We start from the raw sequence: 25,950 nt of genomic DNA, 5'->3' as shown, positions 1-25,950 counted from the left end.
TAGGTGTCGTTGACCTTTTCGCATTTCAGCTCAGGCATCTTCACCGGATCCATCTTCGGCGGCGCCGCGTCACCGCTCTTCAGCAGCTTGCGGGTGTTCTTGCACTCCGGGTTGGTGCAACCGAAGAACTTGCCGAAACGGCCGGTCTTGAGCTGCATCTCGCTGCCGCACTTATCGCATTCCAGACTCGGACCTTCATAGCCCTTGATGCGATAGCTGCCCTCTTCAATTTCGTAACCAGCGCAATCCGGATTGTTGCCGCAGATGTGCAACTTGCGCTTTTCGTCCAGCAGGTAGGCGTCCATCGCCGTGCTGCAGATCGGGCAGCGATGCTTGCCGCGCAGTACCAGCGATTCCGATTCGCCCTCGTCGTCCGCGGCGATTTCATCGCCCGGCACCAGGTTGACGGTAGCCTTGCAGCGCTCCTTCGGCGGCAGGCTGTAGCCCGAGCAGCCGAGGAACACGCCAGTCGATGCGGTACGAATCTGCATCGGACGACCGCACGTGGTGCACGGAATGTCAGTCATTACCGGCTGGTTGGCGCGCATGCCGCTGTCCGGGTTTTCCGCTACTTCGAGTTTCTTCTTGAAGTCGCCGTAGAACTCGTCCAGCACGTTTTTCCAGTCGCGCTCGCCCTGCGCCACATCATCGAGGTTCTCTTCCATGCCGGCGGTGAAGCCGTAGTCCATGAGATTGGAGAAGCTCTCGGACAGACGCTCGGTGACGATGTCGCCCATCTTTTCCGAGTAGAAACGACGGTTGTGCAGGGTCACATAACCACGATCCTGAATGGTCGAAATGATCGCAGCGTAGGTCGAAGGACGACCGATGCCGCGCTTTTCCATCTCCTTGACCAGACTGGCTTCGGAATAACGCGCCGGTGGCTTGGTGAAATGCTGCGACGGATCGAGCTTGATCAGCTTCATCACATCGCCCTGGGCCATGTCCGGCAGCACGTCATCATCGCCAGGCTTGGCAATCTGCGGCATCACCCGAGTGTAACCGTCGAACTTGAGGATACGGCCCTTGGCGCGCAACTCGAAGTCGCCAGCACCGACGCTGACGGTGGTCGACAGGTATTGCGCCGGCAGCATCTGGCAGGCGAGGAACTGGCGCCAGATCAGCTCGTACAGACGCTCGGCATCACGCTCCATGCCCGCCAGCTTGCTTGGCGTAGTGTTGGCGTCGGACGGACGAATCGCTTCGTGAGCCTCTTGCGCGCCTTCCTTGCTGCTGTAGACGTTCGGCGATTCCGGCAGGTACTTCTTGCCGAATTCGTCCTCGATGTAAGTGCGCGCCATCGCCACGGCGTCGGCCGAGAGATTGGTCGAGTCGGTACGCATGTAAGTGATGTAGCCGGCTTCGTACAGACGCTGGGCCATCATCATGGTTTTCTTCACGCCGAAACCGAGGCGGTTGCTCGCAGCCTGCTGCAAGGTCGACGTGATGAAAGGCGCCGATGGCTTGCTGCTGGTCGGTTTGTCTTCGCGCTTGACGATGCTGTAGCTGGAAGACTTAAGCTTCTCCAGCGCAGCCATGGCCTGGGCTTCGTTCAGCGGCTTGAAGGCTTCGCCTTTTTCGCGAGCCACTTCGAAACGCACGGTCGAGCCTTTGGCAGTACCGAGATCGGCATGCACTTCCCAGTATTCTTCGGGATTGAACGCACGGATTTCGCGCTCACGCTCGACCACCAGTTTCACCGCAACCGATTGCACGCGCCCGGCAGACAGACCACGGGCGATCTTGGCCCACAGCAGCGGCGATACCATGTAGCCGACGACGCGGTCGAGGAAACGACGCGCCTGCTGGGCGTTGACACGATCAATGTCCAGCTCGCCCGGCTCGGAGAAGGCTTCCTGAATCGCCTTCTTGGTGATCTCGTTGAACACCACGCGCTTGTAACGGCTGTCATCACCACCGATGGCTTCGCGCAGGTGCCAGGCAATGGCTTCCCCCTCGCGATCCAAGTCGGTTGCGAGATAGATGGTGTCAGCATCCTTGGCGAGCCGGCGCAGCTCTTCGATGACCTTTTCTTTGCCCGGGAGGATCTCGTACTGGGCTTTCCAGCCGTGTTCGGGATCGACGCCCATGCGCGAGACCAGCTGCTTGCGCGCTTTCTCTTTCGGCGAGAGCACCGGACCTTCGCCCGCAGCAGCCTTGCCGCGCTTGGCGGCTGGCTCTTTGCTGGCGCTAGCCGAACCGCTGGTGGGCAGGTCTCGGATATGGCCGATACTCGACTTCACCACGTATTGGTTACCCAGATACTTGTTGATGGTCTTGGCCTTAGCCGGGGATTCCACAATGACCAGCGATTTGCCCATGGATCAGAAAATTCCTGAATTCTAGAAGTGAAAGGCGGTTGGCGCCTGACGCGGCACCGCTATATATAGTTGATACAAGGTGAGGTCAAGCGCAGGGTTGTCTGCGCAGTCGCCTCATGCCTTGTCAAAAAGGCTCGGTTCGGCTTGCACCAAAGCAAAGCGCGGCACCTGCTCGCCGTCAACCTCGACCGACTCGACGAACATGCTCAACGGGCGCACCCAAAAGCCGTAATCGCCATACAGGGCTTGGTAAAAGACCACTTCTTCTTCGGTTTCGGAATGCCGCGCAACACTGAATACACGGTATTGCGGACCTTTGTAATGTTGGTAGAGCCCAGGTTGTATCGGCATGCTTCGGCCCTCACTGAAATCTTTTCAAAAATAAATAAAAAACCCAAAAACAAAAACCGGGGCACTGGGCCCCGGCTTCCATCGACGAGACGCTTAAACGCGTTCGAAGACGGTGGAGATGCCTTGGCCGAGACCAATGCACATAGTGGCCACCCCGAAGGTGCCGCTATTCTGCTTCATCACGTTCAACAGGGTGCCGGAAATACGTGCACCGGAGCAACCGAACGGGTGACCCAGGGCGATCGCGCCGCCGTGCAGGTTAACCTTCTCGTTCATCTTGTCGAGCACTTTCAGATCTTTCAGCACTGGCAAGGCCTGTGCGGCGAAAGCTTCGTTGAGCTCGAAGAAGTCGATATCGTTGATGCCAAGGCCTGCGCGCTTCAGGGCTTTTTGTGTTGCCGGCACTGGACCATAGCCCATGATTGCCGGGTCCACACCGGCCACTGCCATCGAACGGATAACCGCCATTGGCTGGATGCCCAGGTCCTGTGCACGCTGCGCCGACATCACGATCATGCACGAAGCACCATCGGTGATCTGCGACGAAGTACCGGCAGTCACGGTGCCGCCCTTCGGATTGAATGCCGGCTTGAGCGCCGCCAGACTTTCCAGGGTGGTTTCCGGACGAATGGTTTCGTCGTAGTCGTACAGTTTCAGGAAACCGTTTTCGTCGTAACCCTGCATCGGGATGATTTCGTCTTTGAACTTGCCTTCCACGGTCGCCTTGTGGGCCAACTGGTGGGAACGCACGCCAAAGGCATCCTGCTGCTCACGAGTGATGCCGTGCATCTTGCCAAGCATTTCAGCTGTCAGGCCCATCATGCCCGAGGCTTTCGCCGCGTACAGCGACATGTGCGGGTTCGGATCGACACCATGCATCATGCTCACGTGGCCCATGTGCTCGACGCCGCCGACCACGAACACGTCACCGTTGCCGGTCATGATCGCTTGCGCAGCAGTGTGCAGCGCGCTCATCGACGAGCCACACAGACGGCTGACGGTCTGGCCGGCCGAGGTGTGCGGAATCTGGGTCATCAGCGACGCCATGCGCGCGATGTTCCAGCCCTGCTCCAGGGTCTGGTTGACGCAGCCCCAGATCACGTCCTCGACTTCCGCCGGGTCGACCTTGCTGTTGCGTTCCAGCAGTTTGCTGATCAGGTGCGCCGACATATCTTCGGCGCGGGTGTTGCGGTGCATGCCGCCCTTGGAGCGGCCCATCGGAGTACGACCGAAGTCGACAATCACGACGTCTCTAGGATTCAAGCTCATAAGTTCACTCTCACTCTAGTTGGGGGCGCTTAACCGAAGAAGCTCTGGCCGTTCTTGGCCATTTCGCGCAGCTTCGCGGTCGGGTGGTACAGCGCGCCCAAATCAGCGTACTGGTCAGCCAGGGCAACGAACTCGGCGACACCGATCGAATCGATGTAGCGCAGCGCACCGCCACGGAATGGAGGGAAACCGATACCGTAAACCAGACCCATGTCGGCTTCGGCGGCGGTTTCAACGATGCCGTCTTCCAGGCAACGCACGGTTTCCAGGCACAGCGGGATCATCATCCAGTTGATGATGTCTTCGTCAGTGACTTCGCGCTGCTCGTAAACGATCGGCTTGAGCACTTCGAGTACCGACGGATCGGCGACTTTCTTCTGCTTGCCTTTCTTGTCGGCCTCGTAGGCGTAGAAGCCCTTGCCGTTCTTCTGGCCCAGGCGTTTGGCTTCGTACAGTACGTCGATGGCCGAACGACGGTCATCCTTCATGCGGTCCGGAAAACCTTCAGCCATCACGTCACGACCGTGGTGACCGGTGTCAATGCCAACCACGTCCATCAGGTACGCAGGGCCCATCGGCCAGCCGAATTTTTCCATGACCTTGTCGATGCGGACGAAGTCGACACCGGCGCTGACCAGCTTGGCGAAACCGCCGAAATACGGGAACAGCACGCGGTTGACCAAAAAGCCCGGGCAGTCATTGACGACGATCGGGTTCTTGCCCATTTTCTTCGCGTAGGCAACGGTAGTGGCGATCGCCAGTTCGCTGGACTTCTCGCCACGGATCACTTCCACCAGCGGCATCATGTGCACCGGGTTGAAGAAGTGCATGCCGACGAAGTTTTCCGGACGCTTGAGGGCCTTGGCCAGCAGGCTGATGGAAATGGTCGAGGTATTGGACGCGAGGATGGTGTCCTCTTTGACCTTGTCTTCGACTTCAGCCAGCACCGCTTGCTTGACCTTCGGATTCTCGACCACAGCTTCGACGACCAGATCGACGTGACCGAAGTCGCCGTACGACAGCGTCGGACGAATGCCGTTGAGCACTTCAGCCATCTTCGCAGCGGTCATGCGACCCTTGTCAACGCGGCCGACCAGCAGCTTGGCGGCTTCGGCCAGACCCTGCTCGATACCGTGCTCGTTGATGTCCTTCATCAGGATCGGCGTGCCTTTGGAGGCCGACTGATAGGCGATGCCGCCACCCATGATGCCGGCACCCAGTACGGCAGCCTGCTTCACGTCCTTGGCGATTTCGTCGTAGGCCTTGGCCTTTTTCTTCAGTTCCTGATCGTTCAGGAACAGGCCGATCAGGCTCTGCGCAGCAGAGGTCTTGGCCAGTTTGACGAAGCCTGCAGCTTCCACTTCCAGCGCCTTGTCGCGACCGAAGTTCGCGGCTTTCTGGATGGTCTTGATCGCTTCAACCGGGGCCGGGTAGTTGGGGCCGGCCTGGCCAGCCACGAAACCTTTGGCGGTTTCGAAAGCCATCATTTGCTCAATGGCGTTCAACTTGAGTTTTTCAAGTTTCGGCTGACGCTTGGCCTTGTAATCGAACTCGCCGGAGATGGCGCGCTTGATCAGCTCGAGGGCAGCTTCCTGCAATTTTTCAGGGGCGACTACGGCGTCGACGGCGCTGACTTTCAGCGCGTCTTCCGGGCGGTTTTCCTTGCCGGCGGCAATCCACTCGATGGCGTTGTCGACACCGATCAGGCGCGGCAGACGCACGGTGCCGCCGAAGCCTGGGTAGATGCCCAGTTTGACTTCCGGCAGACCAATCTTGGCCTTGGTGGACATGACGCGATAGTCAGCCGCCAGGCACATTTCCAGACCGCCACCGAGGGCGATGCCGTTGATGGCAGCGACGGTTGGCACGTTGAGGTCTTCGAAATCGCTGAAGATCTTGTTGGCTTCGAGATTGCCAGCAACCAGCTCGGCATCCGGCAGCTTGAAGTTGTCGACAAATTCGGTGATGTCGGCGCCGACGATGAATACGTCCTTGCCGCTGCTGACGATCACGCCCTTGATCGAAGCATCTGCCTTGATGGTGTCTAAGGCCTGACGCAGTTCGTTCAGGGTTAGACGGTTGAACTTGTTGACGGACTCACCCTTGAGGTCGAATTTCAATTCGACGATGCCACTTTCAAGAGCTTTAACCGTGATGGCTTTACCTTCGTAAATCATCAACTGATCTCCACGATATGGAAGCTGAACAGTACACGTCGGACGCAGGCTTATGGCTCAGAAGGACGCTTTGCTCGTCGATACTGACACCGTCCGCCTGGCACACCCGCCAACGCGATAGTCGGGATTCTGTAGGAGCAGTCTGTAAGACAAACGCTCAATTCATACGCCCGTTTGATTCGGGTACGTCACCTTCACGGAATTTCTGACAATTGTCAATCGCCCTAAATTCGGGCTGAAATGCGACTTTGCAGTCATTTCTGCACCATGATGAGCAGCAACACCCGTCTCGATGTTGAGCCATTCATAGAATCAATAGTTAGAAAAGTCGCCCTAATTTCCGCCGAGCCCTGTTCAGAAGGCTACGCTGGGTGGACTGCGAGGAAATTTGCCGAGGCGAACAAGCGCCTGCCGCAACAAAAGATTACCGGCCTGCCTGGCCAACCCGCCCGACGAATCATGTCGGGCTTTTTATTGCTCGTCTGCCAGACCTTCCACACCGTTGCAGTGAGAAAAGTCGCCGTTTCACGCCAGCGCTTTCAGCGTCGTGTCGATATCCTGCAGAACCGTCGCCTCGCCCTTCTCGCCCCAGTACAAGGCGATCATCTGCTTGTCCGCTTCGATCTTGAAAACATTCCCCGGCAATTTTTCGAAATAATCGAGCAGGGTCCGGTCATCGCAGACTTCTTGCCATTGATTGACCCACACGCCCGGGGTTTTCTGCCAATAGGTCCAGCACGCCGGTTGACTGCCACGTCGGGGTCGGTGGTACTGGGCGCAGGGATTCGGCGGCTCCGGCAGCAGCCAGTGCGGCCACTCCTGCGGCGCCAGCTGCATCGCCAGGCCGATGCGTCGCGCCTCCATGCGCAAGGCCATGCGCCCGCTCTGCGTGCGCGATGGGCGCAACCATGCCAGTGGACTTAAAACTACCAGCAGGATTGACACCACCAGCCAGACCGTCATATCTGTACTCCCGATTTTTGATGAGCCCATTGTGTCACTTGCGAACCAATGCGCTTGAAACCAGCCATACTTACCAATATCGAACCCTCAGGAGGAGCACCTCATGCCCTACCACCACATACTGGTCGCCGTAGATCTGACCGAAGAGTGCGACCCTGTGATCCACCGCGCCCGCGAGCTGTCGGTGAGCAACGCTGCCAAGTTGTCGCTGGTGCATATCGTTGAACCAATGGCCATGGCCTTCGGTGGCGACGTGCCGATGGACCTGTCACAACTGCAACAACAGCAGTTTGATCAGGCCAAGGAGCGTCTTGAAAAACTCAAATCGAAATACCCCGAGCTCGAAGGCGCCAATTGCCATCTGACCTACGGCCAGCCACGCCAGGAAATCCATCATTTCGCCAAGGAACAAGCGTGCGATCTGATCGTGGTCGGAAGCCATGGCCGTCATGGCTTGGCACTGCTGCTCGGCTCGACCGCGAATGATGTGCTGCACGGTGCGCCATGCGATGTACTGGCGGTGCACCTGGTCAAACGCTGATCTGGCTCGCTCCCGCAGGTGATTTGTTCCAGCCTGTAGATCGCATTACATATGAAAAGCCCGGCGCTCATCACTGAGCGCCGGGCTTTTTCACATCAGCAGCAATCAGGCATCCAGCTCGGCCCAACGCTCCACCAACGCATCCAGCTCGGCCTGCAATTGCTCCAGCGAAGCAATCACTTTGGCCGTTTCCGCCGGAGGACGCTGGTAGAAACCGGCTTCAGCCATTTCCGCTTCAACCGCGGCGATCTGCTGCTCCTTGGCGTCGATGTCGCCCGGCAAGGCTTCCAGCTCGCGCTGCAGCTTGTAGCTCAGTTTCTTCTTGGCAACCGGAGCGGCAGCGGCAGGCGCAGCCACCGGAGCCGGCTCAGCGGTAACCACCGCCGAATTCAGGTCAGCCTTGCCCGACTTGCTTTCAGTCACGCCCAACAGACGCGGCGAGCCGCCCTGACGGATCCAGTCCTGATAGCCGCCGACATATTCACGAACCTTGCCTTCACCTTCGAAGACCAGGGTGCTGGTCACCACGTTATCGAGGAATGCCCGGTCGTGGCTGACCATCAGCACGGTGCCGTTGAAGGTCAGCAGCACTTCTTCGAGCAGCTCGAGGGTTTCCACATCGAGGTCGTTGGTCGGTTCGTCGAGTACCAGCAGGTTGGCCGGCTTGCTGAACAGCTTCGCCAGCAACAGACGCGCACGCTCGCCACCGGACAACGCCTTGACCGGCGTGCGTGCACGCTGCGGGCTGAACAGGAAATCACCGAGATAGCTCAGCACATGGCGGCTCTGCCCGTCGATGTCGATGAAGTCGCGACCTTCGGCGACGTTGTCGATCACGGTTTTTTCCAGATCCAGCTGATGGCGCAACTGGTCGAAGTAGGCGACGTCGATGCGTGTGCCCTCTTCCACTTTACCGCTGGTCGGTTGCAGACCGCTGAGCATCAGTTTCAACAGGGTGGTCTTGCCGGTACCGTTGGCGCCGAGCAGACCGATACGGTCGCCGCGCTGCAGGACCATGGAGAAATCCTTGATCAGGAACGGCCCGCCCGGGTGCGCGAAGCTCACGTTCTCGAGGACCATCACCTGCTTGCCGGATTTGTCGGCGGTTTCCAGCTGGATGTTGGCCTTGCCGGTACGCTCGCGACGCTCACTGCGCTCAACGCGCAGGGCTTTGAGGGCGCGCACGCGACCTTCGTTACGAGTGCGGCGGGCCTTGATACCCTGACGGATCCACACCTCTTCCTGAGCCAGACGCTTGTCGAACAGCGCGTTGGCGGTTTCTTCAGCGGCCAGCGCCGCTTCTTTGTGCACGAGGAAACTGGCGTAGTCGCCGTTCCAGTCGATCAGGCCACCGCGATCCAGTTCGAGGATGCGCGTGGCGAGGTTTTGCAAAAAGGAACGGTCGTGCGTGATGAACAGCACGGCGCCCTGGAAATCTTTCAGCGCTTCTTCGAGCCAGGCAATCGCACCGATGTCCAGGTGGTTGGTCGGTTCGTCGAGCAGCAGCAGGTCCGGTTCGGACACCAGCGCCTGCGCCAGCAGCACGCGACGACGCCAGCCGCCGGACAACTCGGCGAGGGTCTTGTCGGCCGGCAGTTGCAGGCGGCTGAGGGTGCTGTCGACCAGCGTCTGCAGGCGCCAGCCGTCACGGGCTTCGAGGTCGTGCTGAACGTGCATCAGCTTGTCCAGATCGGCGTCGGTGACGATGTTCTGGCTCAGGTGATGGTATTCGGCGAGCAAGGCGCCAACACCATCGAGGCCTTCAGCCACCACGTCGAATACCGTCCGGTCGTCGGCCACTGGCAATTCTTGCGGCAGTTCGCCGATTTTCAGACCGGGGGCACGCCACACCGAGCCGTCATCGGGCTTCTGGTCGCCCTTGACCAGCTTCATCATGCTGGACTTGCCAGTGCCGTTGCGGCCGATGATGCACACCCGCTCACCACGGGCGATCTGCCAGGACACCTTGTCCAACAACGGCATAGCGCCGAACGCAAGGGACACATCGCTGAATTTGAGCAGGGTCATGAGCTTCTCCAAAAACCGGGCGCGCATTCTACCTGACTTGAGGCTTGAGCAGGCCGGCAATTTGTCTGTCGAAGCACTCTGCACAACATTTGTTGCGAACTTGTGCAGCGAGGCTCGCAAAGCTTTCGCCGCTTGCTGGCAAAAGGCTAAGCTACAGGCAATTCAGTGCGGATTCCGATCGGCACTTGTCATGATTTCTCTGCCCGGATGTCTCATGCGCAGTCGCCTTTTCAGTGTTTTGTCCTGCTTGTTTCTTACCGCCGCTGCCGCTCAATCCGTCCAGGCGGTGGACCTGTCCACCCAACGCCAGTATTACGATGAAGCCAAGCGCGCCTTGGCCAAGGGTGATACTGGCCCGTATTTCCGTTACAGCCAGGCGCTGGCCGATTATCCGCTGGAACCGTATCTGGCTTACGACGAACTGACCGCGCGTCTGAAGACGGCGAGCAACGCCGAGATCGAGAAATTCCTCGCCGAACACGGTGATTTGCCGCAGGCCAATTGGATGAAACTGCGCTGGTTGCGCTGGCTCGCCGACCGTGGCGACTGGGCGACCTTCGTCAAGTATTACGATCCGAAGCTGAATTTCACCGAACTGGACTGCCTCAACGCGCAGTACCAGATCAGCCACGACAAGAAAGCCGAAGGGTATGCCAGTGCGGAAAAACTCTGGCTGACCGGCAAATCGCAACCCGCCGCCTGTGACGCGCTGTTCGGCATCTGGGCTGCCGACGGCCAGCTTACCGAGCAGAAACGTTGGGAGCGCACCAAACTTGCCGCGCAGGCCCGCAACTATCCGCTGGCCAACAGCCTGATCAACGGCCTGACCACCCTCGCCCCGCGCGGTCGTTTGCTGGTCGACGTGGCGCAGAAACCCGAACTGCTCAACCAGCCGTCGCGCTTTACCCCGGCCGACGAGCCGATGTCAGACGTCGTCAGCCTCGGCCTGCGCCGCCTCGCTCGGCAGGATCCGGACAAGGCCATGGCTTTGCTCGACGGTTACGCCAGCAGCATGCATTTCTCTCGTGATGAAAAAGTCGCGATCGCTCGCGAGATCGGCCTGACCCTTGCGCGCCGCTTCGACAGCCGCGCGCTGGATGTCATGACCAAATACGATCCGGAGCTGCGCGACAACACCGTCTCGGAATGGCGCCTGCGCCTGCTCTTGCGTCTGGCACGCTGGAACGATGCCTATGAGCTGACCAAACGTCTGCCGCAAGACCTGGCCACCACCAACCGTTGGCGCTACTGGCAGGCGCGCAGCCTGGAACTGGCCGAGCCACAAAATCCGCAAGCGCTGACCCTGTACAAGAATCTGGCGCGGGAACGAGACTTCTACGGCTTCCTCGCCGCAGACCGTTCACAATCGCCTTACTCGCTGAACAACAAGCCGCTGGTGCTCAGCCAGGCGTTGATCAACAAAGTCCGTAACACCCCCGGCGTACGTCGCGCGCTGGAGTTTCATGCACGCGGGCAGATCGTCGACGGGCGTCGCGAGTGGTATCACGTCAGCCGTCATTTCAACCGCGATGAAATGGTCGCCCAGGCCAAACTGGCCTACGACCTGAAATGGTACTTCCCGGCGATCCGCACCATCAGTCAGGCGCAGTACTGGGACGATCTGGACATCCGCTTCCCGATGGCGCACCGCGATACCCTCGTGCGTGAGGCCAAGGTGCGCGGCCTGCATTCGAGCTGGGTGTTCGCCATCACCCGCCAGGAAAGCGCCTTCATGGACGACGCGCGCTCCAGCGTCGGCGCCAGCGGCCTGATGCAATTGATGCCAGCCACAGCCAAGGAAACCGCACGCAAATTCAGCATCCCCTTGGCTTCGCCGCAGCAGGTGCTCAATCCAGACAAGAACATTCAGCTCGGCGCCGCTTACCTCAGCCAGGTTCACAGCCAGTTCAACGGCAACCGCGTGCTCGCCTCCGCCGCTTACAACGCCGGCCCCGGCCGCGTGCGTCAGTGGCTGCGCGGCGCTGATCACCTGAGTTTCGACGTCTGGGTTGAAAGCATCCCGTTCGACGAAACCCGTCAATACGTGCAGAACGTGTTGTCCTACTCGGTGATCTACGGGCAAAAGCTCAACTCGCCGCAACCGCTGGTGGATTGGCATGAGCGGTATTTTGACGATCAGTAATCACCAGGCTGACGCCGGATCATGAAAAATGCCCGTATCGTGAGATACGGGCATTTTTTATGGCGCATTACTAGGTCGGTTACTGGGTCGGTTACTGGGTCGGTTACTGGGTCGGTTACTGGGTCGGTTACTGGGTCGGTTAATCAGGCTGGCCATCATTAAACTGCAACGCCGCCAGCCGCGCGTACAGCGGGTTGCTGGCGATCAACTCCTGATGTGTCCCCACCGCTACCAGCTTGCCTTGATCCATCACTGCAATGCGGTCAGCGTTCTTCACCGTGGCCAGTCGGTGCGCTATGACCAACGTGGTGCGGTTTTCCATCAGCGTTGGCAGGGCCTGCTGGATCAGATGCTCGCTCTGGGCGTCGAGGGCACTGGTGGCTTCGTCCAGGAGCAGGATCGGCGCGTCTACCAGCAAGGCGCGGGCAATGGCCAGACGTTGGCGCTGACCGCCGGACAACCCGAGGCCGCCATCTCCCAGATGAGTTTGATAGCCGTCCGGCATTTGTTCGATGAAGTCGTGGGCGTGGGCAATTCGCGCAGCTTCCTTGACTTGTTCAAGCGTGGCCGTCGGGCAGCCGTAGCGGATGTTGTCCTCCACACTGCCGAAGAACAATGCAGGGGTTTGCGAGACCAGGGCGAAACAGCGGCGCAGATCCAGCGGGTCAAGGCTGGTCAGCGGCACGCCATCGAGGAGAATCTGCCCCTCGCGTGGATCGTAGAAGCGCAGCAACAAGTCGTAAACCGTGGACTTGCCCGCGCCCGACGGCCCCACCAATGCCAGGGTTTCGCCCGCCCTTACCATCAGACTCAAGCCATCCACTGCGAAGCTTTGCGGACGCGACGGGTAGGAAAAACGCACGTCGCGCAGTTCAAGTTCTCCTTTGACTCGCGCTGGCAAAGTGACCAGTCCGGTCGACGGTGGCTGGATGATGTTTTCCGAGCGCAGCAATTCCGCGATGCGTTCAGCAGCGCCCGCAGCGCGTTGCAGTTCGCCGATCACTTCGCTCAGCGTGCCGAACGCGCTGCCGACAATCAGGCTGTAGAAAACGAATGCCGCCAGCTCGCCGGCTGATATCCGTCCCGCCATCACATCCATGCCGCCGACCCACAACATCACCGCCACCGCGCCAAGCACCAGCACGATCACCAAAGTGATCAACCACGCTCGCTGGAAGATCCGTTTACGCGCGGTTTCGAACGCCTGCTCGACGGTCGAAGCGAAACGCTGTTCGTCCTGCACCTGGTGGTTGTAGGCCTGCACAGTTTTGATCTGGCCGAGGGTTTCCGACACGTAACTGCCGATATCGGCGATACGGTCCTGGCTCTGGCGCGACAGATTGCGCACACGGCGGCCGAAAATCAGGATTGGCGCGATCACCAGCGGCAGTGCAATCACGACAATGCTGGTCAACTTCGGATTGGTGATGAACAGCAGCACTACACCACCGATGACCATCAGCAGATTGCGCAGGAACAGCGAGAGTGACGAACCGATCACCGATTGCAGCAAGGTGGTGTCAGCGGTCAGGCGCGACTGGATTTCCGAGCTGCGGTTGTCCTCATAAAAGCCCGGATGCAGATACACCAGGTGATTGAACACCTGACGGCGAATGTCGGCGACCACGCGCTCGCCTATCCACGACACCAGATAGAAACGGGCAAAGGTGCCCAGCGCCAGCCCGAGCACCAGCAACATGAAAATGCCGATGGACTGATTGAGCAGATGCGGCGAACGGGTCATGAAACCCTGGTCTACCAACATCTTGATGCCCTGCCCCATCGACAGGGTAATGCCGGCGGTGACGATCAGCGCGAGCAAAGCGCCGAAGGCATGCCAGCGGTACGGCAGGAGAAAATGACTGGTCAGGCGCAGGGCGCGCCGGTGTCGGGAAGAGAGCATGGAGATCATGGAGTTCACGTCTGCGCAGATGGATCGGGCCAGCCTACAGACTCAGATGGGGTGGAACTCTGTAAATCACAATGAGTCAGGTTAAATATGCCCGGGATGTCCGGATGCTAGAAACGATTGGTCTAAGGTTGCGGTTGAGACGAGCGGTCATTTCTGTTTGAGTAGAGATGCCGCCCGCCGACAGACCGCAGGGAGTTGTCACAGCCTGGTCACGTGGCGGTTTTAACTTAGGCACACAACCTGATGAGGAGACAGGCCATGTCCTTGCAACACAGCAGCGAAGACAAGATTGAAGTGATCCGCACCAAACCCGACCAGTCTCTGGGTTGCTCGATTATCGATGAACAGGGCCGCGAAGTACCGATCACTGAAGACATGATCCAGGACGCTTGCCGCGAACTGGAGAAGCGATTGGTCAAGCCTGCCGAACAAGAGTGATGTAGCCACCGTCTTCCTGACCCGGCCCTGATTGGCCGGGTTTTTTATGTCTGTAATTTAGCTGCGAATCCTGTAGGAGCTGCCGAAGGCTGCGATCTTTTAATCTTCAAAAAGCAAGATCAAGAGGTCGCAGCCTCGTTTCACTCGACAGCTCCTACAGGACACGGGTTGCCCCCAGCGCCGCCACAATCTGCCGCAACCTGGGCGCATCACCTTCAATTCGCACCTTCAGCCCTTCAATCTCGCGGCGCACCGGATACTGCTTGCGCAACACGTCAAACGCCGCACGCTGCTCAGCGACATTTCCCACCAGACTGCGGCGGAAATCCGCATCATCGCGGCGCGGGTCGTACACGCCCCGGCACAACATCGCCAGCGCCCATGCCGGATCGCTGTCAGCGTGCAGGGAAACTTCCGACAACCAGGTTGCTGGCAGCAGATCGCTGAGCGCGATAGCTGCAGGTTGGCCAATGAAAGCGCAGTAGGCCTGATAGATCTGCGCGGTCCCGCGTTGCTTGCCGTCGAGGCTGTAACCGGCAATATGGGGCGTGGCCAATACGCAGAGCTCGGCCAGCGCAGGGTCGACTTCCGGCTCCTTCTCCCAGACGTCGAGCACCGCTTGCAGGTCCTCGCGCTCCAGCAGCACCTCACGTAGCGCAACGTTATCCACCACAGGGCCGCGCGCCGCGTTGATCAACCATGCACCCGGCTTGAGTTGCTGCAAACGCTGCTGATCGAACAGGTGCCACGTCGCGTCGTCGCCATTGCGGGTCAATGGCGTATGCAGACTGATCACGTCGCACTGTTCGATGATCTGCTCAAGGCTGACATAATCGCCGCCCTCGGCAGCCTGCCGTGGCGGGTCGCAAACCTTGACGTTCCAGCCCAGGCCCTTCAGGACCTTGATCAAGCGCCCCCCCACTTCACCGGCGCCGACAACGCCGTAAGTACGCTGCGTCAGATCAGCCCCTTCGATTTCGGCCAGCGTCATCAGACTGCCCAGTACGTAATCGACCACCCCACGGGCATTACACCCCGGCGCGCTCGACCAGCAGATCCCGGCCTCGTTGAAGTAATCGAGATCCAGATGATCGGTGCCGATGGTGCAGGTGCCGACAAAGCGCACCTTGCTGCCTTCAAGCAGCGCACGATTGACGTTGGTCACCGAACGCACCAGCAACACATCGGCGTGCTCGACCGTCGCGCGGTCAATGGAGCGGCCCGGCACTCGGCGGATGTCGCCGAAACCGGCAAAAAAGGCATCGAGCAGCGGGATATTTTCGTCGGCAACAATCAGCATGGCGTGCTCCTTGGGCGGATCGGCAGTTTAGGTGCTGACGCGTCGATCAGCCAGCAGGGTTTGCGCTTACAAATACGCAACAGAGGATATTTCCTGACCGAGGCGTCAGCGGCGTAGAATGCGCCGCTCTGCGCATCAATACTTTCTGGACGCTTTGCCTGTGAACCCTGTAACTGACCAACCTGTCGCCGTCTCGCTGAGCCGCCCTGCGCGGATTCGCCTGGAGTTGAAAAACCTGCTCGCCCTGGCCCTGCCGATCATCATCGCGCAACTGGCGACCACGGCCATGGGCTTCGTCGATGCGGTGATGGCCGGGCGCGTCGGGCCCAAGGACCTGGCGGCAGTGGCACTGGGCAACTCGATCTGGGTCCCGGTGTTTCTGTTGATGACCGGCACCCTGCTGGCCACCACACCAAAAGTCGCCCAGCGTTTCGGCGCCGGCAAGCACAGCGAGATCGGCCCGATCGTGCGTCAGGCGTTGTGGCTGGCATTGGTAGTCGGATTGATCGCCACCTCGATGCTGGTCGCCGCCGAGCCGGTGCTACATCTGATGAAAGTCGATCCGGAGCTGATCAGCCCGTGCATGCAATATCTGCACGGCATCGCCAGCGGCTTGCCGGCGGTGGCCTTCTATCACGTGCTGCGCTGCACCAGCGACGGCATCGGCCGCACCCGCCCGGCCATGGTGCTGGGCCTGTGCGGTCTGGCATTGAACATCCCGTTGAACTACATCTTCATTTATGGCCACTTCGGCGTACCGGCCATGGGCGGCGTCGGTTGCGGCTGGGCCACGGCGATCGTGATGTGGGTGATGGCGCTGGGCCTGGCCGGGTACGAACGCTGGGCACCAGCCTATCGCTCAAGCGAACTGTTCAGCCGTTTCGACTGGCCGCAGTGGGCGGTGATCAAACGTCTGCTGTCGATTGGTTTGCCGATCGGCATCGCGGTGTTTGCCGAGTCGAGCATCTTCGCTGTGATCGCCCTGCTGATCGGCAGCCTCGGCGCGACGGTGGTGGCCGGGCATCAGATCGCGCTGAACGTCAGCTCGCTGGTATTCATGATCCCGTACTCGCTGGGCATGGCGGTTACCGTGCGTGTCGGCCAGGCGCTGGGCCGCGAGGAACCGCGAGAGGCGCGCTTTGCCGCTGGAGTCGGCATGGGCACGGCGCTGGCCTACGCCTGCCTGTCGGCGAGTCTGATGCTGGCGCTGCGCGAGCCGATTGCGGCGATCTATACCGCTGATCCAACGGTGATTCACATTGCGGCGATGCTGATTGTCTATTCGGCGCTATTCCAGTTTTCCGATGCAATCCAAGTGACCGCAGCAGGCGCACTGCGTGGTTATCAGGATACTCGGGTGACGATGATCCTGACCCTGTTCGCCTACTGGGGGATTGGTTTACCGGTCGGTTATGCGCTGGGCCTGACCGATTGGCTCGGCGAGCCACGCGGTCCGAGCGGTTTGTGGCAGGGTTTGATCGTCGGTTTGAGCTGCGCGGCGCTGATGCTGTCGATCCGGCTGACACGCAGCGCGCGCAAGCGGATTCGGATCAGTCGTTCGGCGGGTTGAACACCCATAAAAAAAGACCTGCTTTTGCAGGTCTTTTTTTGCCCTGATTCAGGACTTCTTGCGAATCCAGTACAGATAGGTGCCGGCCTGTTCATGCTGGCTGACTAGCTCATGGTCAAGAAACACGCAGAACTTGGGGATATCGCGCTTGGTCGAGGGATCGGTGGCGATCACCTTGAGCAGGCCGCCGGGTACCAGATCGCGAATGTGCTGGTGCAACATCATCACCGGCTCCGGGCAATTGAGGCCGGTGGCGTCGAGGGTGCCGTCGACCGGGGTATCGATCATTTCACTCATGGTTCACTCCAGAAACTGGCCGGCATTGTCGCGCATTGCTTGGGATATCGTCCAACCCATGTGGGAGCGAGCCTGCTCGCGAAGGCAATCCGTCAGCCCCACCGCTTTCGCGAGCAGGCTCGCTCCCACAGGTTCAGTGTTGTGTCAGCGCGATTTGGTTTTCCTGGTGTCGTGCCGGCGCAAATGGCAAGTCACTTCCTCGCGGTCGTGATACAGCTGCTTGCAGCCGATATCAACCTTGATCCCACGCGCCTTGAATCCATCGGCAATGCGCTCGAGCAGACGTTTCACTTCGGCATAACGCTGCTTCATCGGCAGCTTCAGGTTGACCACTGCCTCGCGGCAATGCCCCTCGCCGATCCATTCTTCCAGCATCGCCGCGTTGCGCGCCGGTTTCTCGACAATGTCGCAAACCATCCAGTCCACCGGCTGCTTGGGCTTGAAGGTGAAACCGTCTGCCATCAGATGCTGGACCAGCCCGGTTTCCATCAGGCTTTCAGCCATCGGGCCGTTGTCGATAGCCGTCACCAGCATGCCACGGTTGACCAGTTGCCAGGTCCAGCCGCCCGGCGCGGCGCCGAGGTCAACGCCGGTCATGTCGCTGTGCAGGCGGTCTTCCCACTGATCACGTGGAATGAAGTGGTGCCACGCCTCCTCCAGCTTCAAGGTCGAACGGCTGGGTGCCTCGCGAGGAAACTTCAGGCGCGGGATGCCCATCGGCCACATCGCCGAATTGCCGGCATCGGCCATGCCGAGAAACACTTCGCGACCACTTTTGAAGGTCAGCAACAAACGCGGCTTGCTGGCGTCTTCCACCAGTTTGCCAGCGGCGGTCAGCGCCTTGCGCAGCGGGCCTTCGAACTTTTTGCAGAAATTCGACAGTTCCTTGCCGTCATTGGTATCGACCACTTCCAGCCACAGACTGCCAAACACCGGGAAATCGGCCATGTGCGCGAGGATTACGCTGATGCGATCGTTTTCCGGCAGATCGATGAAAAAGCCGCGCGCCCACTGCCGCGGGAAGATCAATTCGGCGAAACGCTGACCGCGCATCAGGCGTTCGGCGCCGTCGGCTTCGGTGCAGACAAACTCGGCGCAGGCCGTGGCGGTTTTGGCTTTGGCGTAACCGGCGACATTGAGACGGGCGGCGAGATCGGAAATCTCCGAACAGACTTCGCCTTCGAAGCCGGGCCGGCAATGCATGAATAGGGTGTTCATTCTTACTCCTGGGCAGCGGTCGATCATTCGGCCGCTGCGCGATGCTCAAGCCTTGCGTTGCCGCAATGCCTGTCACGAAAACCGGCGCATGATAGCTGAAGTCGGAACCATGGTTGCGCCGATAGAGTCCAGTTATTAGCCAGCTACTCAAAACAGGGCTAGGTTTAATGCTCTGCCCGTCCCCTCAGTCCGTAGCCGTGCGGACTCAAAGGAGTGATCGTAATGCCGTCCCTCGATAGTCTGAAGTCACTGAAAACCCTACAAATCGACGCCACGACCTACCACTATTTCAGCCTGCCGGAAGCCGCCAAAAGCTTGGGCGATCTCGACAAGCTGCCGATGTCATTGAAGGTCCTGCTGGAAAATCTGCTGCGCTGGGAAGACGAAAAAACCGTCACCGGCGCTGACCTCAAAGCCATCGCCGCCTGGCTCAAGGAGCGCCGCTCCGATCGCGAAATCCAGTACCGCCCTGCCCGTGTATTGATGCAGGACTTTACCGGCGTCCCCGCCGTGGTCGATCTCGCCGCCATGCGTGCGGCAATGGCCAAGGCCGGCGGCGATCCGCAGCGGATCAATCCGTTGTCGCCGGTGGATCTGGTGATCGACCACTCGGTGATGGTCGACAAGTTTGCCAGCGCCAGTGCGTTTGAACAGAACGTCGACATCGAAATGCAACGCAACGGCGAGCGCTATGCCTTCCTGCGCTGGGGCCAGAGTGCGTTCGATAACTTCAGCGTGGTCCCGCCGGGCACCGGCATCTGCCACCAGGTCAACCTTGAGTACCTCGGCCGCACCGTCTGGACCAAAGACGAGGATGGCCGCACCTACGCGTTCCCTGACACCCTGGTAGGCACCGACTCCCACACCACCATGATCAACGGTCTCGGCGTGCTCGGCTGGGGCGTTGGCGGGATCGAGGCGGAAGCGGCGATGCTTGGGCAACCGGTGTCGATGCTGATTCCGGAAGTGATCGGCTTCAAGCTCACCGGCAAGCTCAAGGAAGGTATCACCGCAACCGACCTGGTGTTGACCGTGACGCAGATGCTGCGCAAGAAAGGCGTGGTCGGCAAATTCGTCGAATTCTATGGCGACGGTCTCGCCGACCTGCCATTGGCCGACCGCGCGACCATCGCCAACATGGCCCCGGAATACGGTGCGACATGCGGCTTCTTCCCGGTCGACGATGTCACGCTGGAATACCTGCGCTTGTCCGGCCGGCCGCCGGAAGTGGTGAAGCTGGTCGAGGCCTACACCAAGGCTCAAGGCCTGTGGCGTCTGCCGGGTCAGGAGCCGGTGTTCACCGACAGCCTGGCCCTGGACATGGGCAGCGTCGAAGCCAGCTTGGCCGGGCCGAAACGACCGCAGGATCGCGTCTCCCTGCCGAACGTCGCGCAGGCCTTCAGTGATTTCATCGACCTGCAATTCAAACCCACCAGCAAGGAAGAAGGCCGCCTGGAAAGCGAGGGCGGTGGCGGCGTGGCGGTGGGCAACGCCGATCTGGTCGGTGAAGCGGACTACGAATACGAGGGCAAGACCTATCGCCTGAAAAACGGTGCCGTGGTCATCGCCGCGATCACTTCCTGCACCAACACTTCCAACCCGAGCGTGATGATGGCTGCTGGACTGCTTGCGAAAAAAGCCGTCGAAAAAGGTCTGACACGCAAGCCGTGGGTGAAAAGCTCACTGGCCCCCGGCTCGAAAGTGGTCACCGACTACTACAAAGCTGCCGGGCTGACTCAGTACCTTGATCAGCTCGGGTTTTCGTTGGTCGGCTACGGTTGCACCACCTGCATCGGCAACTCCGGGCCACTGCCGGAGCCGATCGAGAAAGCCATTCAGAAAGCCGATCTGACCGTCGCGTCGGTCTTGTCCGGCAACCGCAACTTCGAAGGTCGCGTGCATCCACTGGTGAAAACCAACTGGCTGGCCTCGCCTCCGCTGGTCGTCGCCTACGCACTGGCTGGCAGCGTGCGCACCGATATCAGCAGCGAACCGCTGGGTGAGGATCAGCAGGGCAATCCGGTATACCTGCGCGATATCTGGCCGAGCAGCCGGGAAATCGCCGAAGCGGTAAATCAGGTCAACACGGCGATGTTCCACAAGGAATACGCCGAAGTGTTTGCCGGTGATGAGCAATGGCAGGCCATCGAGGTGCCGCAAGCGGCCACATACGTCTGGCAGGACGATTCGACCTACATTCAGCATCCACCTTTCTTCGACGACATTTCCGGCCCGCTGCCGGAAGTCAAAGACGTCAAAGGTGCGCGGGTTTTGGCCTCGCTCGGCGATTCAGTGACCACCGACCACATCTCCCCCGCCGGCAACATCAAGATCGACAGCCCGGCCGGGCGATACCTGCAGGAAAAAGGCGTCGAGCCGCGCGACTTCAACTCCTACGGTTCCCGTCGCGGCAATCATGAAGTGATGATGCGCGGCACGTTTGCCAACATCCGTATTCGCAACGAGATGCTTGGGGGCGAGGAAGGCGGGAACACCATTTACATTCCCACCGGGGAAAAAATGGCGATCTATGACGCAGCGATGAAATATCAGGCTTCGGGGACGCCGTTGGTGGTGATTGCCGGTCAGGAGTACGGCACCGGGTCGAGTCGTGACTGGGCGGCGAAAGGCACCAATCTGCTGGGCGTCAAAGCCGTGATTGCGGAGAGCTTCGAACGTATTCACCGCTCTAATCTGGTCGGCATGGGTGTGCTGCCGTTGCAGTTCAAGCTTGATCAGAACCGTAAGAGCCTCAATCTGACCGGCAAAGAGACGTTCGAGATTCTGGGATTGACCGGCGTCGAGCTAAGGCCGCGGATGAACCTGCCGCTGGTTATCACTCGCGAGGATGGGCGTCAGGAGAAGATTGAAGTCTTGTGCCGGATTGATACCTTGAATGAAGTTGAGTACTTCAAATCCGGGGGGATTCTGCATTATGTGTTGCGGCAGTTGATTGCTTCGTGACGGGGTGACATTCGCCCAGGCTGTGATCTTTTTGACTTGGCTTTCAAAAGCAGGATCAAAAGATCGCAGCCTCCGGCGGCTCCTGCATTCAGGCGAAAAAAAACCCGCCGAAGCGGGTTTTTCCCAAGACCATTATCGACTCCCTGTCGGCAGCGATCCTTGCGATGGTCGATCGTCCATGATCCTGAAACACTCCCTGTGTCTCAGTTGATGTGTGTAGATTACCCAGTGGATCCAATCAGCAATAGTCGTAAAAGCTACCAACACGTGTAAGACATTCGCCATACAAACACTTCCGAAAACCCTTAGACCCGTCAGGCACCGCCGCTTTCACGAGCCCTGGCGCTTTCGGCGAGAAACTGTTCAAGCCTGCTCAACTGCTCCTCCCAGCCGCGACTGTCCATGTAATACGCCTCTTTCTGACGGATATCAGGGATGTGCGCGAAGCCGGATTCCGAGACCTTGAGTAGAGTGCCGTCTTCAAAGTCCTGCAATTCGAACTTGACCAATGTGGTCGGCTCTTGTGAGTAGTCGATCTTCGGGTTGACCGCATACGGGTGCCAGCGGAAAGAAAACAGCTGCTGCGGCTCGACCCGCTCGATCAGCACATTCCACAATACGTGTTCATAACCGGGGTAAGTGACCTGACCCTGCGTCCACTCGCCGGCAATGAAACGCCGGCCCTCGAGCGCCACGCCAAACCACTGGCCAAACGCCTCTGCATCGACCAATGCACGCCAGACGTGGGAACGCGACGCCTTGAGCGTGATCTTGCGTTCGAAACTGTTAGGTACTGGTTTCATACGTCACCTCCTGTTCTGAACACTAGGCTTGTATGACCACATGTCCAATGCGAAGTTGTATCGAAGCGCTGTAGACACCGATTCGAGCGGACACATTCTGCGGTAGTTTGCGCTCTGTGATCGACGCCGCATGACCTGTTATCTTTCCAGCGAATCCGCAGAAACAAGGACGAATCATGCAGCCCTCTCTTGCCGATCGGTATCGCGGCGCCCTCCTCGGCCTGGCTTGCGGCGATGCGGTCGGCACAACGGTTGAGTTCCAACCGCGAGGATCATTCCAGCCGCTGACCGACATGATCGGCGGTGGTCCGTTTCAGCTCAAGCCTGGGCAATGGACCGATGACACTTCAATGGCACTGTGCCTGGCCGAGAGCCTGCTGCGCAAAAACGGTTTCGACGCGGCAGATCAGATGGGCCGCTATCTCAATTGGTGGAAATGGGGATATCTGAGCTCCACCGGTGAATGTTTCGACATCGGCATAACCGTGAGCCAGGCGCTGGAACAGTATCAGCGAACCGGGGAGCCTTTCGCAGGGTCGACTGATCCGTTGACAGCTGGTAACGGGTCGCTGATGCGGTTGGCACCAGTCGTGCTGTTTTATTTTCCGGACGCTCGACGGATCCAGATCCACGCTGCCGACAGTTCGCGCACAACCCATGCGACGCCGGAGGCAATCGAGTGCTGCCAATTGCTGGCTGATCTGATTGCACGAGCGCTTGAGGGTGCGGAGAAAACACAGCTTCGCCGGGCGCCACTGCTTAAGCTTTCCCAGCCCAAGGTGGTTGCGATTGCTCAGGGTGAGTACCTCCACAAAGCGGAAACTGAAATAAAAGGCAGTGGCTATAGCATCCAATCGCTGGAAGCCGCTTTGTGGTGCTTTCACCATACGCAGACATTCGCCGAAGCGGTGTTGAAAGCAGCCAATCTCGGTGATGATGCGGATACAACGGCTGCTATCGTGGGTCAGTTGGCAGGTGCTTACTACGGCGCTCGGGCGATCCCCGAGCACTGGCTGGAGCAGTTGCATGAAGGCGAGGAAATCACCGCCACTGCGGATCGCTTGCTTGAGGCGTCCCGGCTACGTACATAACAATCGATACACCCTTTCCACTCGAGATAGCGAGAACCTTATGTCAGTGCGTCTGCTTCTGGCCTCTGTGCCTTTTTTGTTTGCCCCTTTCGCCCATGCCGCCGTTGATTGCGCCAACGCCAGCGATCAGGCGACGATGAATCAATGCGCGGGGCAAGCCTTCAAAGCGGCGGACAAGGAATTGAATACGCTCTATCAGCAGATCACCGGACGCCTGAAGGATAACCCGGACGGAAAGAAGCTGCTGGTCAACGCGCAGCGGGCGTGGGTCAGCTTCCGGGATGCCGAGTGCAAGTTTTCGGCTTCTGGGGTGGACGGCGGAAGTGTCTATCCATTGATTTACAGCGACTGCCTGACGGGAATGACCAAGACGCGCGTCGAGTCGCTCAAGCAATATTTGAAGTGTGAGGAAGGTGATATGAGTTGCCCGGTACCCGGTGCATAATCACAGGCTCCGCTTATGGGGAGCCTGTGCTGTGAAACCGTTACGCCTCAGACGTGAGGATCACCCGGTGCTTTGCTCGGCGCTGCGTATTGCGGCTTGAGGTGGCCTTCCTGATCGAGTAACCAGGCGTCCATGATCTGCCGCACTACTGGACCGGCAACACGACCACCCGCCTCGCCGTTTTCGATCATCACCGAGATAGCGATCTTTGGATGTTCGGCCGGTGCGAATCCTACAAACAGGGCGTTGTCACGGTGGCGTTCCAGAGTTTTCTCGCGGTTGTAGCGCTCACCCTGCTTGATCGCCACCACTTGCGCCGTACCACTCTTGCCGGCGATGCGATATTGCGCCCCCGCAGCCGCCGCTCGGGCGATGCCTCGAGCATCGTGCATGACCATCTGCATACCGTGATTGACCTGCTCCCAATCGCGCGGGTCCTTGAGCAGAATGTTCGGCATCGGGTGCTCGTCAACCGGCGCTATACCGTCGACCGACTTGGCCAGGTGCGGCCGATTCCATATCCCTTTGTTGGCAATCAGTGCCGTGGCTTGGACCAATTGCAGCGGGGTGACCTGCATGTAGCCTTGGCCGATGCCGAGAATAACTGTCTCGCCGGGATACCAGGCCTGTCGCCGTGTAGCGCGTTTCCACGCCTGCGATGGCATCAGACCGGGGGATTCTTCAAACATGTCCAGCGAGACTTTTTCACCAAGGCCGAACATCGCCATGTAGTCGTGCAGACGATTGATGCCAAGCTTGTGCGCGAGATCATAGAAGTAGGTGTCGTTCGAGCGCATGATCGCCGCGTCCATGTCCACCCAACCATCACCGCTGTGGTTCCAGTTGCGATACTTGTGATCGAAGTCCGGCAGTTGGTAATAGCCGGGATCGTATACGCGGGTCTGCGGGGTCACGACGCCGGCGTCCAGACCAGCAATGGCGACTTCCGGCTTGATCGTCGAGCCTGGGGCGTACAGGCCGCGCAGTACGCGGTTAAACAGCGGACGGTCGATGGAATCGCGCAACGCTGAATATTCCTTCGAACTGATCCCGGTGACGAACAGATTCGGATCGAAACTCGGATTGCTGACCATCGCCAGCACTTCTCCCGTGGACGGATCAAGGGCTACCACTGAACCACGACGGTCGCCCAAAGCAGCTTCGGCGGCTTCCTGCAGTTTGACGTCAAGACTAAGGACGATGTTTTTACCTGGCACCGGATCGGTATGTTTGAGCACCCGCAGCACGCGGCCTTGAGCATTGGTCTCGACTTCTTCGTAACCGACATGGCCGTGCAACTGCGTCTCATAAAAACGCTCGATACCGGTTTTACCAATGGATTGCGTACCTCGGTATTCCACGGAGTCGAGGGTTTTAGCTTCCTTTTCATTGATCCGACCGACATAACCGATCGAATGGGCGAAATGTGCGCCTAGGGGATAGTGCCGGACAAACTGCGGTTCGACATCAAGTCCCGGTAAGCGAAACTCGTTAACCGCCAGGACGGCAATCTGCTCTTCCGTCAGCTCATAAAACAGGGTGACCGGTGTGAACGGATGCCGGGATTGCTTCATCGCCTTGTCGAATACCGTGCGGTCTTCAGCAGGCAAGTGCAGCAAGTTGATGACTTCGTCCAATTCTTGATTGACGTCGGTGGCACGCTCACGGGTGATGGTCAGGTTGTAGCTGGGGCGATTGTCGGCGAGCAACACACCGTTGCGGTCGTAGATCAATCCACGCGTTGGCGGTATCGGGAGGACATGGACGCGATTGTTTTCGGAGATGGTCGAGTGGTAGTCGAATTCCACGACCTGAAGGATGTACAGGCGCACCACCAGAGCGCAGCTGATGGCGAAGACAAACAGAGCGCAGGCGATCAATCGTTTGTTGACCAGCCGCGTCTCTTTTTCATGATCCTTGATCGGGATTGGTTCAGGCATTTCTACAGCAACTCTTTGACATAAATGAGTGCCGATCCGTGGGCAGGACATCAGTCCGTTAAAAAACGAGCTGCACCATACCAAAACTCGCCATCCACTTCAGGATGAATTTCCCCGGTGGCAGGCTGAAAACTTTCTCGCAGGCAAAACAAAACCCCAACTGCTTTCGCAATTGGGGT

General features: G+C 59.1%; 19 protein-coding genes. 7 read left to right on the top strand and 12 right to left on the bottom strand.

Going from position 1 to position 25,950, the window contains the following annotated elements:
• The 5 genes from topA to D8U60_RS00080 all read right to left on the bottom strand — a co-directional run.
• Positions 1-2,321: type I DNA topoisomerase (topA, locus tag D8U60_RS00100; RefSeq protein WP_130899191.1), on the bottom strand; the 2,321-nt coding region annotated here is incomplete at its 3' end.
• A gap of 114 nt (positions 2,322-2,435) precedes the next feature.
• The gene (locus tag D8U60_RS00095) at positions 2,436-2,672 is read right to left on the bottom strand and encodes a DUF1653 domain-containing protein (protein ID WP_016775494.1); all 237 of its coding nucleotides are present in this window, start codon (positions 2,670-2,672) and stop codon (positions 2,436-2,438) included.
• Positions 2,673-2,765: 93 nt separating this feature from the next.
• Positions 2,766-3,941: an acetyl-CoA C-acyltransferase FadA gene (fadA, locus tag D8U60_RS00090; protein ID WP_016775495.1), complete on the bottom strand. Its 1,176-nt coding sequence runs from the start codon at positions 3,939-3,941 to the stop codon at positions 2,766-2,768.
• A 29-nt stretch (positions 3,942-3,970) separates the two neighbouring features.
• Positions 3,971-6,118, bottom strand: coding sequence for a fatty acid oxidation complex subunit alpha FadB (gene fadB / locus D8U60_RS00085; protein ID WP_130899190.1), 2,148 nt, complete (start codon positions 6,116-6,118; stop codon positions 3,971-3,973).
• Positions 6,119-6,643: 525 nt separating this feature from the next.
• Entirely contained in the window at positions 6,644-7,081 is a 438-nt protein-coding gene (locus D8U60_RS00080; RefSeq protein ID WP_122699491.1) for a hypothetical protein, read from the bottom strand.
• 103 nt (positions 7,082-7,184) lie between these two features.
• Here D8U60_RS00080 and D8U60_RS00075 point away from each other — a divergent pair, with 103 nt between their 5' ends.
• On the top strand, positions 7,185-7,622 hold the full coding sequence (locus tag D8U60_RS00075) for a universal stress protein (protein WP_016775498.1): 438 nt from the start codon (positions 7,185-7,187) through the stop codon (positions 7,620-7,622).
• A 105-nt stretch (positions 7,623-7,727) separates the two neighbouring features.
• Here D8U60_RS00075 and D8U60_RS00070 read toward each other — a convergent pair whose 3' ends face one another.
• The gene (locus D8U60_RS00070; protein ID WP_039760799.1) at positions 7,728-9,650 is read right to left on the bottom strand and encodes an ATP-binding cassette domain-containing protein; all 1,923 of its coding nucleotides are present in this window, start codon (positions 9,648-9,650) and stop codon (positions 7,728-7,730) included.
• Positions 9,651-9,864: 214 nt separating this feature from the next.
• Between D8U60_RS00070 and D8U60_RS00065 the strand changes: the two genes are divergently transcribed.
• Positions 9,865-11,793 carry a transglycosylase SLT domain-containing protein gene (locus tag D8U60_RS00065; RefSeq protein WP_122612723.1) on the top strand — a complete coding sequence of 643 codons (1,929 nt, stop codon included), beginning with the start codon at positions 9,865-9,867 and terminating at the stop codon, positions 11,791-11,793.
• Between the two features lie 139 nt (positions 11,794-11,932).
• Here the strand turns inward: D8U60_RS00065 and D8U60_RS00055 are convergent, their stop codons facing one another.
• Complete coding sequence (locus tag D8U60_RS00055) at positions 11,933-13,705, bottom strand: ABC transporter transmembrane domain-containing protein (RefSeq protein WP_177435427.1); 1,773 nt, start codon at positions 13,703-13,705, stop codon at positions 11,933-11,935.
• 258 nt (positions 13,706-13,963) lie between these two features.
• Here D8U60_RS00055 and D8U60_RS00050 point away from each other — a divergent pair, with 258 nt between their 5' ends.
• Entirely contained in the window at positions 13,964-14,143 is a 180-nt protein-coding gene (locus D8U60_RS00050; RefSeq protein ID WP_024013646.1) for a PA1571 family protein, read from the top strand.
• Between the two features lie 154 nt (positions 14,144-14,297).
• Here D8U60_RS00050 and pdxB read toward each other — a convergent pair whose 3' ends face one another.
• A complete protein-coding gene (gene pdxB / locus D8U60_RS00045; RefSeq protein WP_122699494.1) occupies positions 14,298-15,443 on the bottom strand; it encodes a 4-phosphoerythronate dehydrogenase PdxB in 1,146 nt (381 codons plus the stop codon).
• 160 nt (positions 15,444-15,603) lie between these two features.
• Between pdxB and D8U60_RS00040 the strand changes: the two genes are divergently transcribed.
• Positions 15,604-17,013: an MATE family efflux transporter gene (locus D8U60_RS00040; RefSeq protein WP_122699502.1), complete on the top strand. Its 1,410-nt coding sequence runs from the start codon at positions 15,604-15,606 to the stop codon at positions 17,011-17,013.
• 48 nt (positions 17,014-17,061) lie between these two features.
• On the opposite strand, the gene tusA is transcribed toward D8U60_RS00040, so the two are convergent.
• Together tusA and rlmM are read right to left on the bottom strand one after the other, a co-directional pair.
• Positions 17,062-17,310: a sulfurtransferase TusA gene (gene tusA, locus D8U60_RS00035; protein WP_122699495.1), complete on the bottom strand. Its 249-nt coding sequence runs from the start codon at positions 17,308-17,310 to the stop codon at positions 17,062-17,064.
• A gap of 144 nt (positions 17,311-17,454) precedes the next feature.
• Complete coding sequence (gene rlmM / locus D8U60_RS00030; protein WP_041477361.1) at positions 17,455-18,528, bottom strand: 23S rRNA (cytidine(2498)-2'-O)-methyltransferase RlmM; 1,074 nt, start codon at positions 18,526-18,528, stop codon at positions 17,455-17,457.
• Between the two features lie 222 nt (positions 18,529-18,750).
• On the opposite strand from rlmM, the gene acnA reads away from it, so the two are divergent.
• Positions 18,751-21,492 (top strand): aconitate hydratase AcnA, encoded by a 2,742-nt coding sequence (acnA, locus tag D8U60_RS00025; protein ID WP_122699496.1) that lies wholly within the window; start codon positions 18,751-18,753, stop codon positions 21,490-21,492.
• Positions 21,493-21,806: 314 nt separating this feature from the next.
• Here the strand turns inward: acnA and D8U60_RS00020 are convergent, their stop codons facing one another.
• Positions 21,807-22,295: an SRPBCC family protein gene (locus tag D8U60_RS00020; RefSeq protein ID WP_016775506.1), complete on the bottom strand. Its 489-nt coding sequence runs from the start codon at positions 22,293-22,295 to the stop codon at positions 21,807-21,809.
• A 176-nt stretch (positions 22,296-22,471) separates the two neighbouring features.
• Here D8U60_RS00020 and D8U60_RS00015 point away from each other — a divergent pair, with 176 nt between their 5' ends.
• On the top strand, positions 22,472-23,386 hold the full coding sequence (locus D8U60_RS00015; protein ID WP_122699497.1) for an ADP-ribosylglycohydrolase family protein: 915 nt from the start codon (positions 22,472-22,474) through the stop codon (positions 23,384-23,386).
• A gap of 40 nt (positions 23,387-23,426) precedes the next feature.
• Positions 23,427-23,831 (top strand): lysozyme inhibitor LprI family protein, encoded by a 405-nt coding sequence (locus D8U60_RS00010; RefSeq protein ID WP_110646747.1) that lies wholly within the window; start codon positions 23,427-23,429, stop codon positions 23,829-23,831.
• Positions 23,832-23,878: 47 nt separating this feature from the next.
• On the opposite strand, the gene mrdA is transcribed toward D8U60_RS00010, so the two are convergent.
• Positions 23,879-25,771 (bottom strand): penicillin-binding protein 2, encoded by a 1,893-nt coding sequence (gene mrdA, locus D8U60_RS00005; protein WP_130899187.1) that lies wholly within the window; start codon positions 25,769-25,771, stop codon positions 23,879-23,881.
• Positions 25,772-25,950: the final 179 nt, after the last annotated feature.

This window comes from Pseudomonas sp. Sample_11 (genome assembly GCF_004307505.1).
Classification (GTDB): domain Bacteria; phylum Pseudomonadota; class Gammaproteobacteria; order Pseudomonadales; family Pseudomonadaceae; genus Aquipseudomonas; species Aquipseudomonas atacamensis.
Note: the sequence above shows the minus strand (reverse complement) of the source record. Positions and strands in the feature narration are given on the sequence as shown.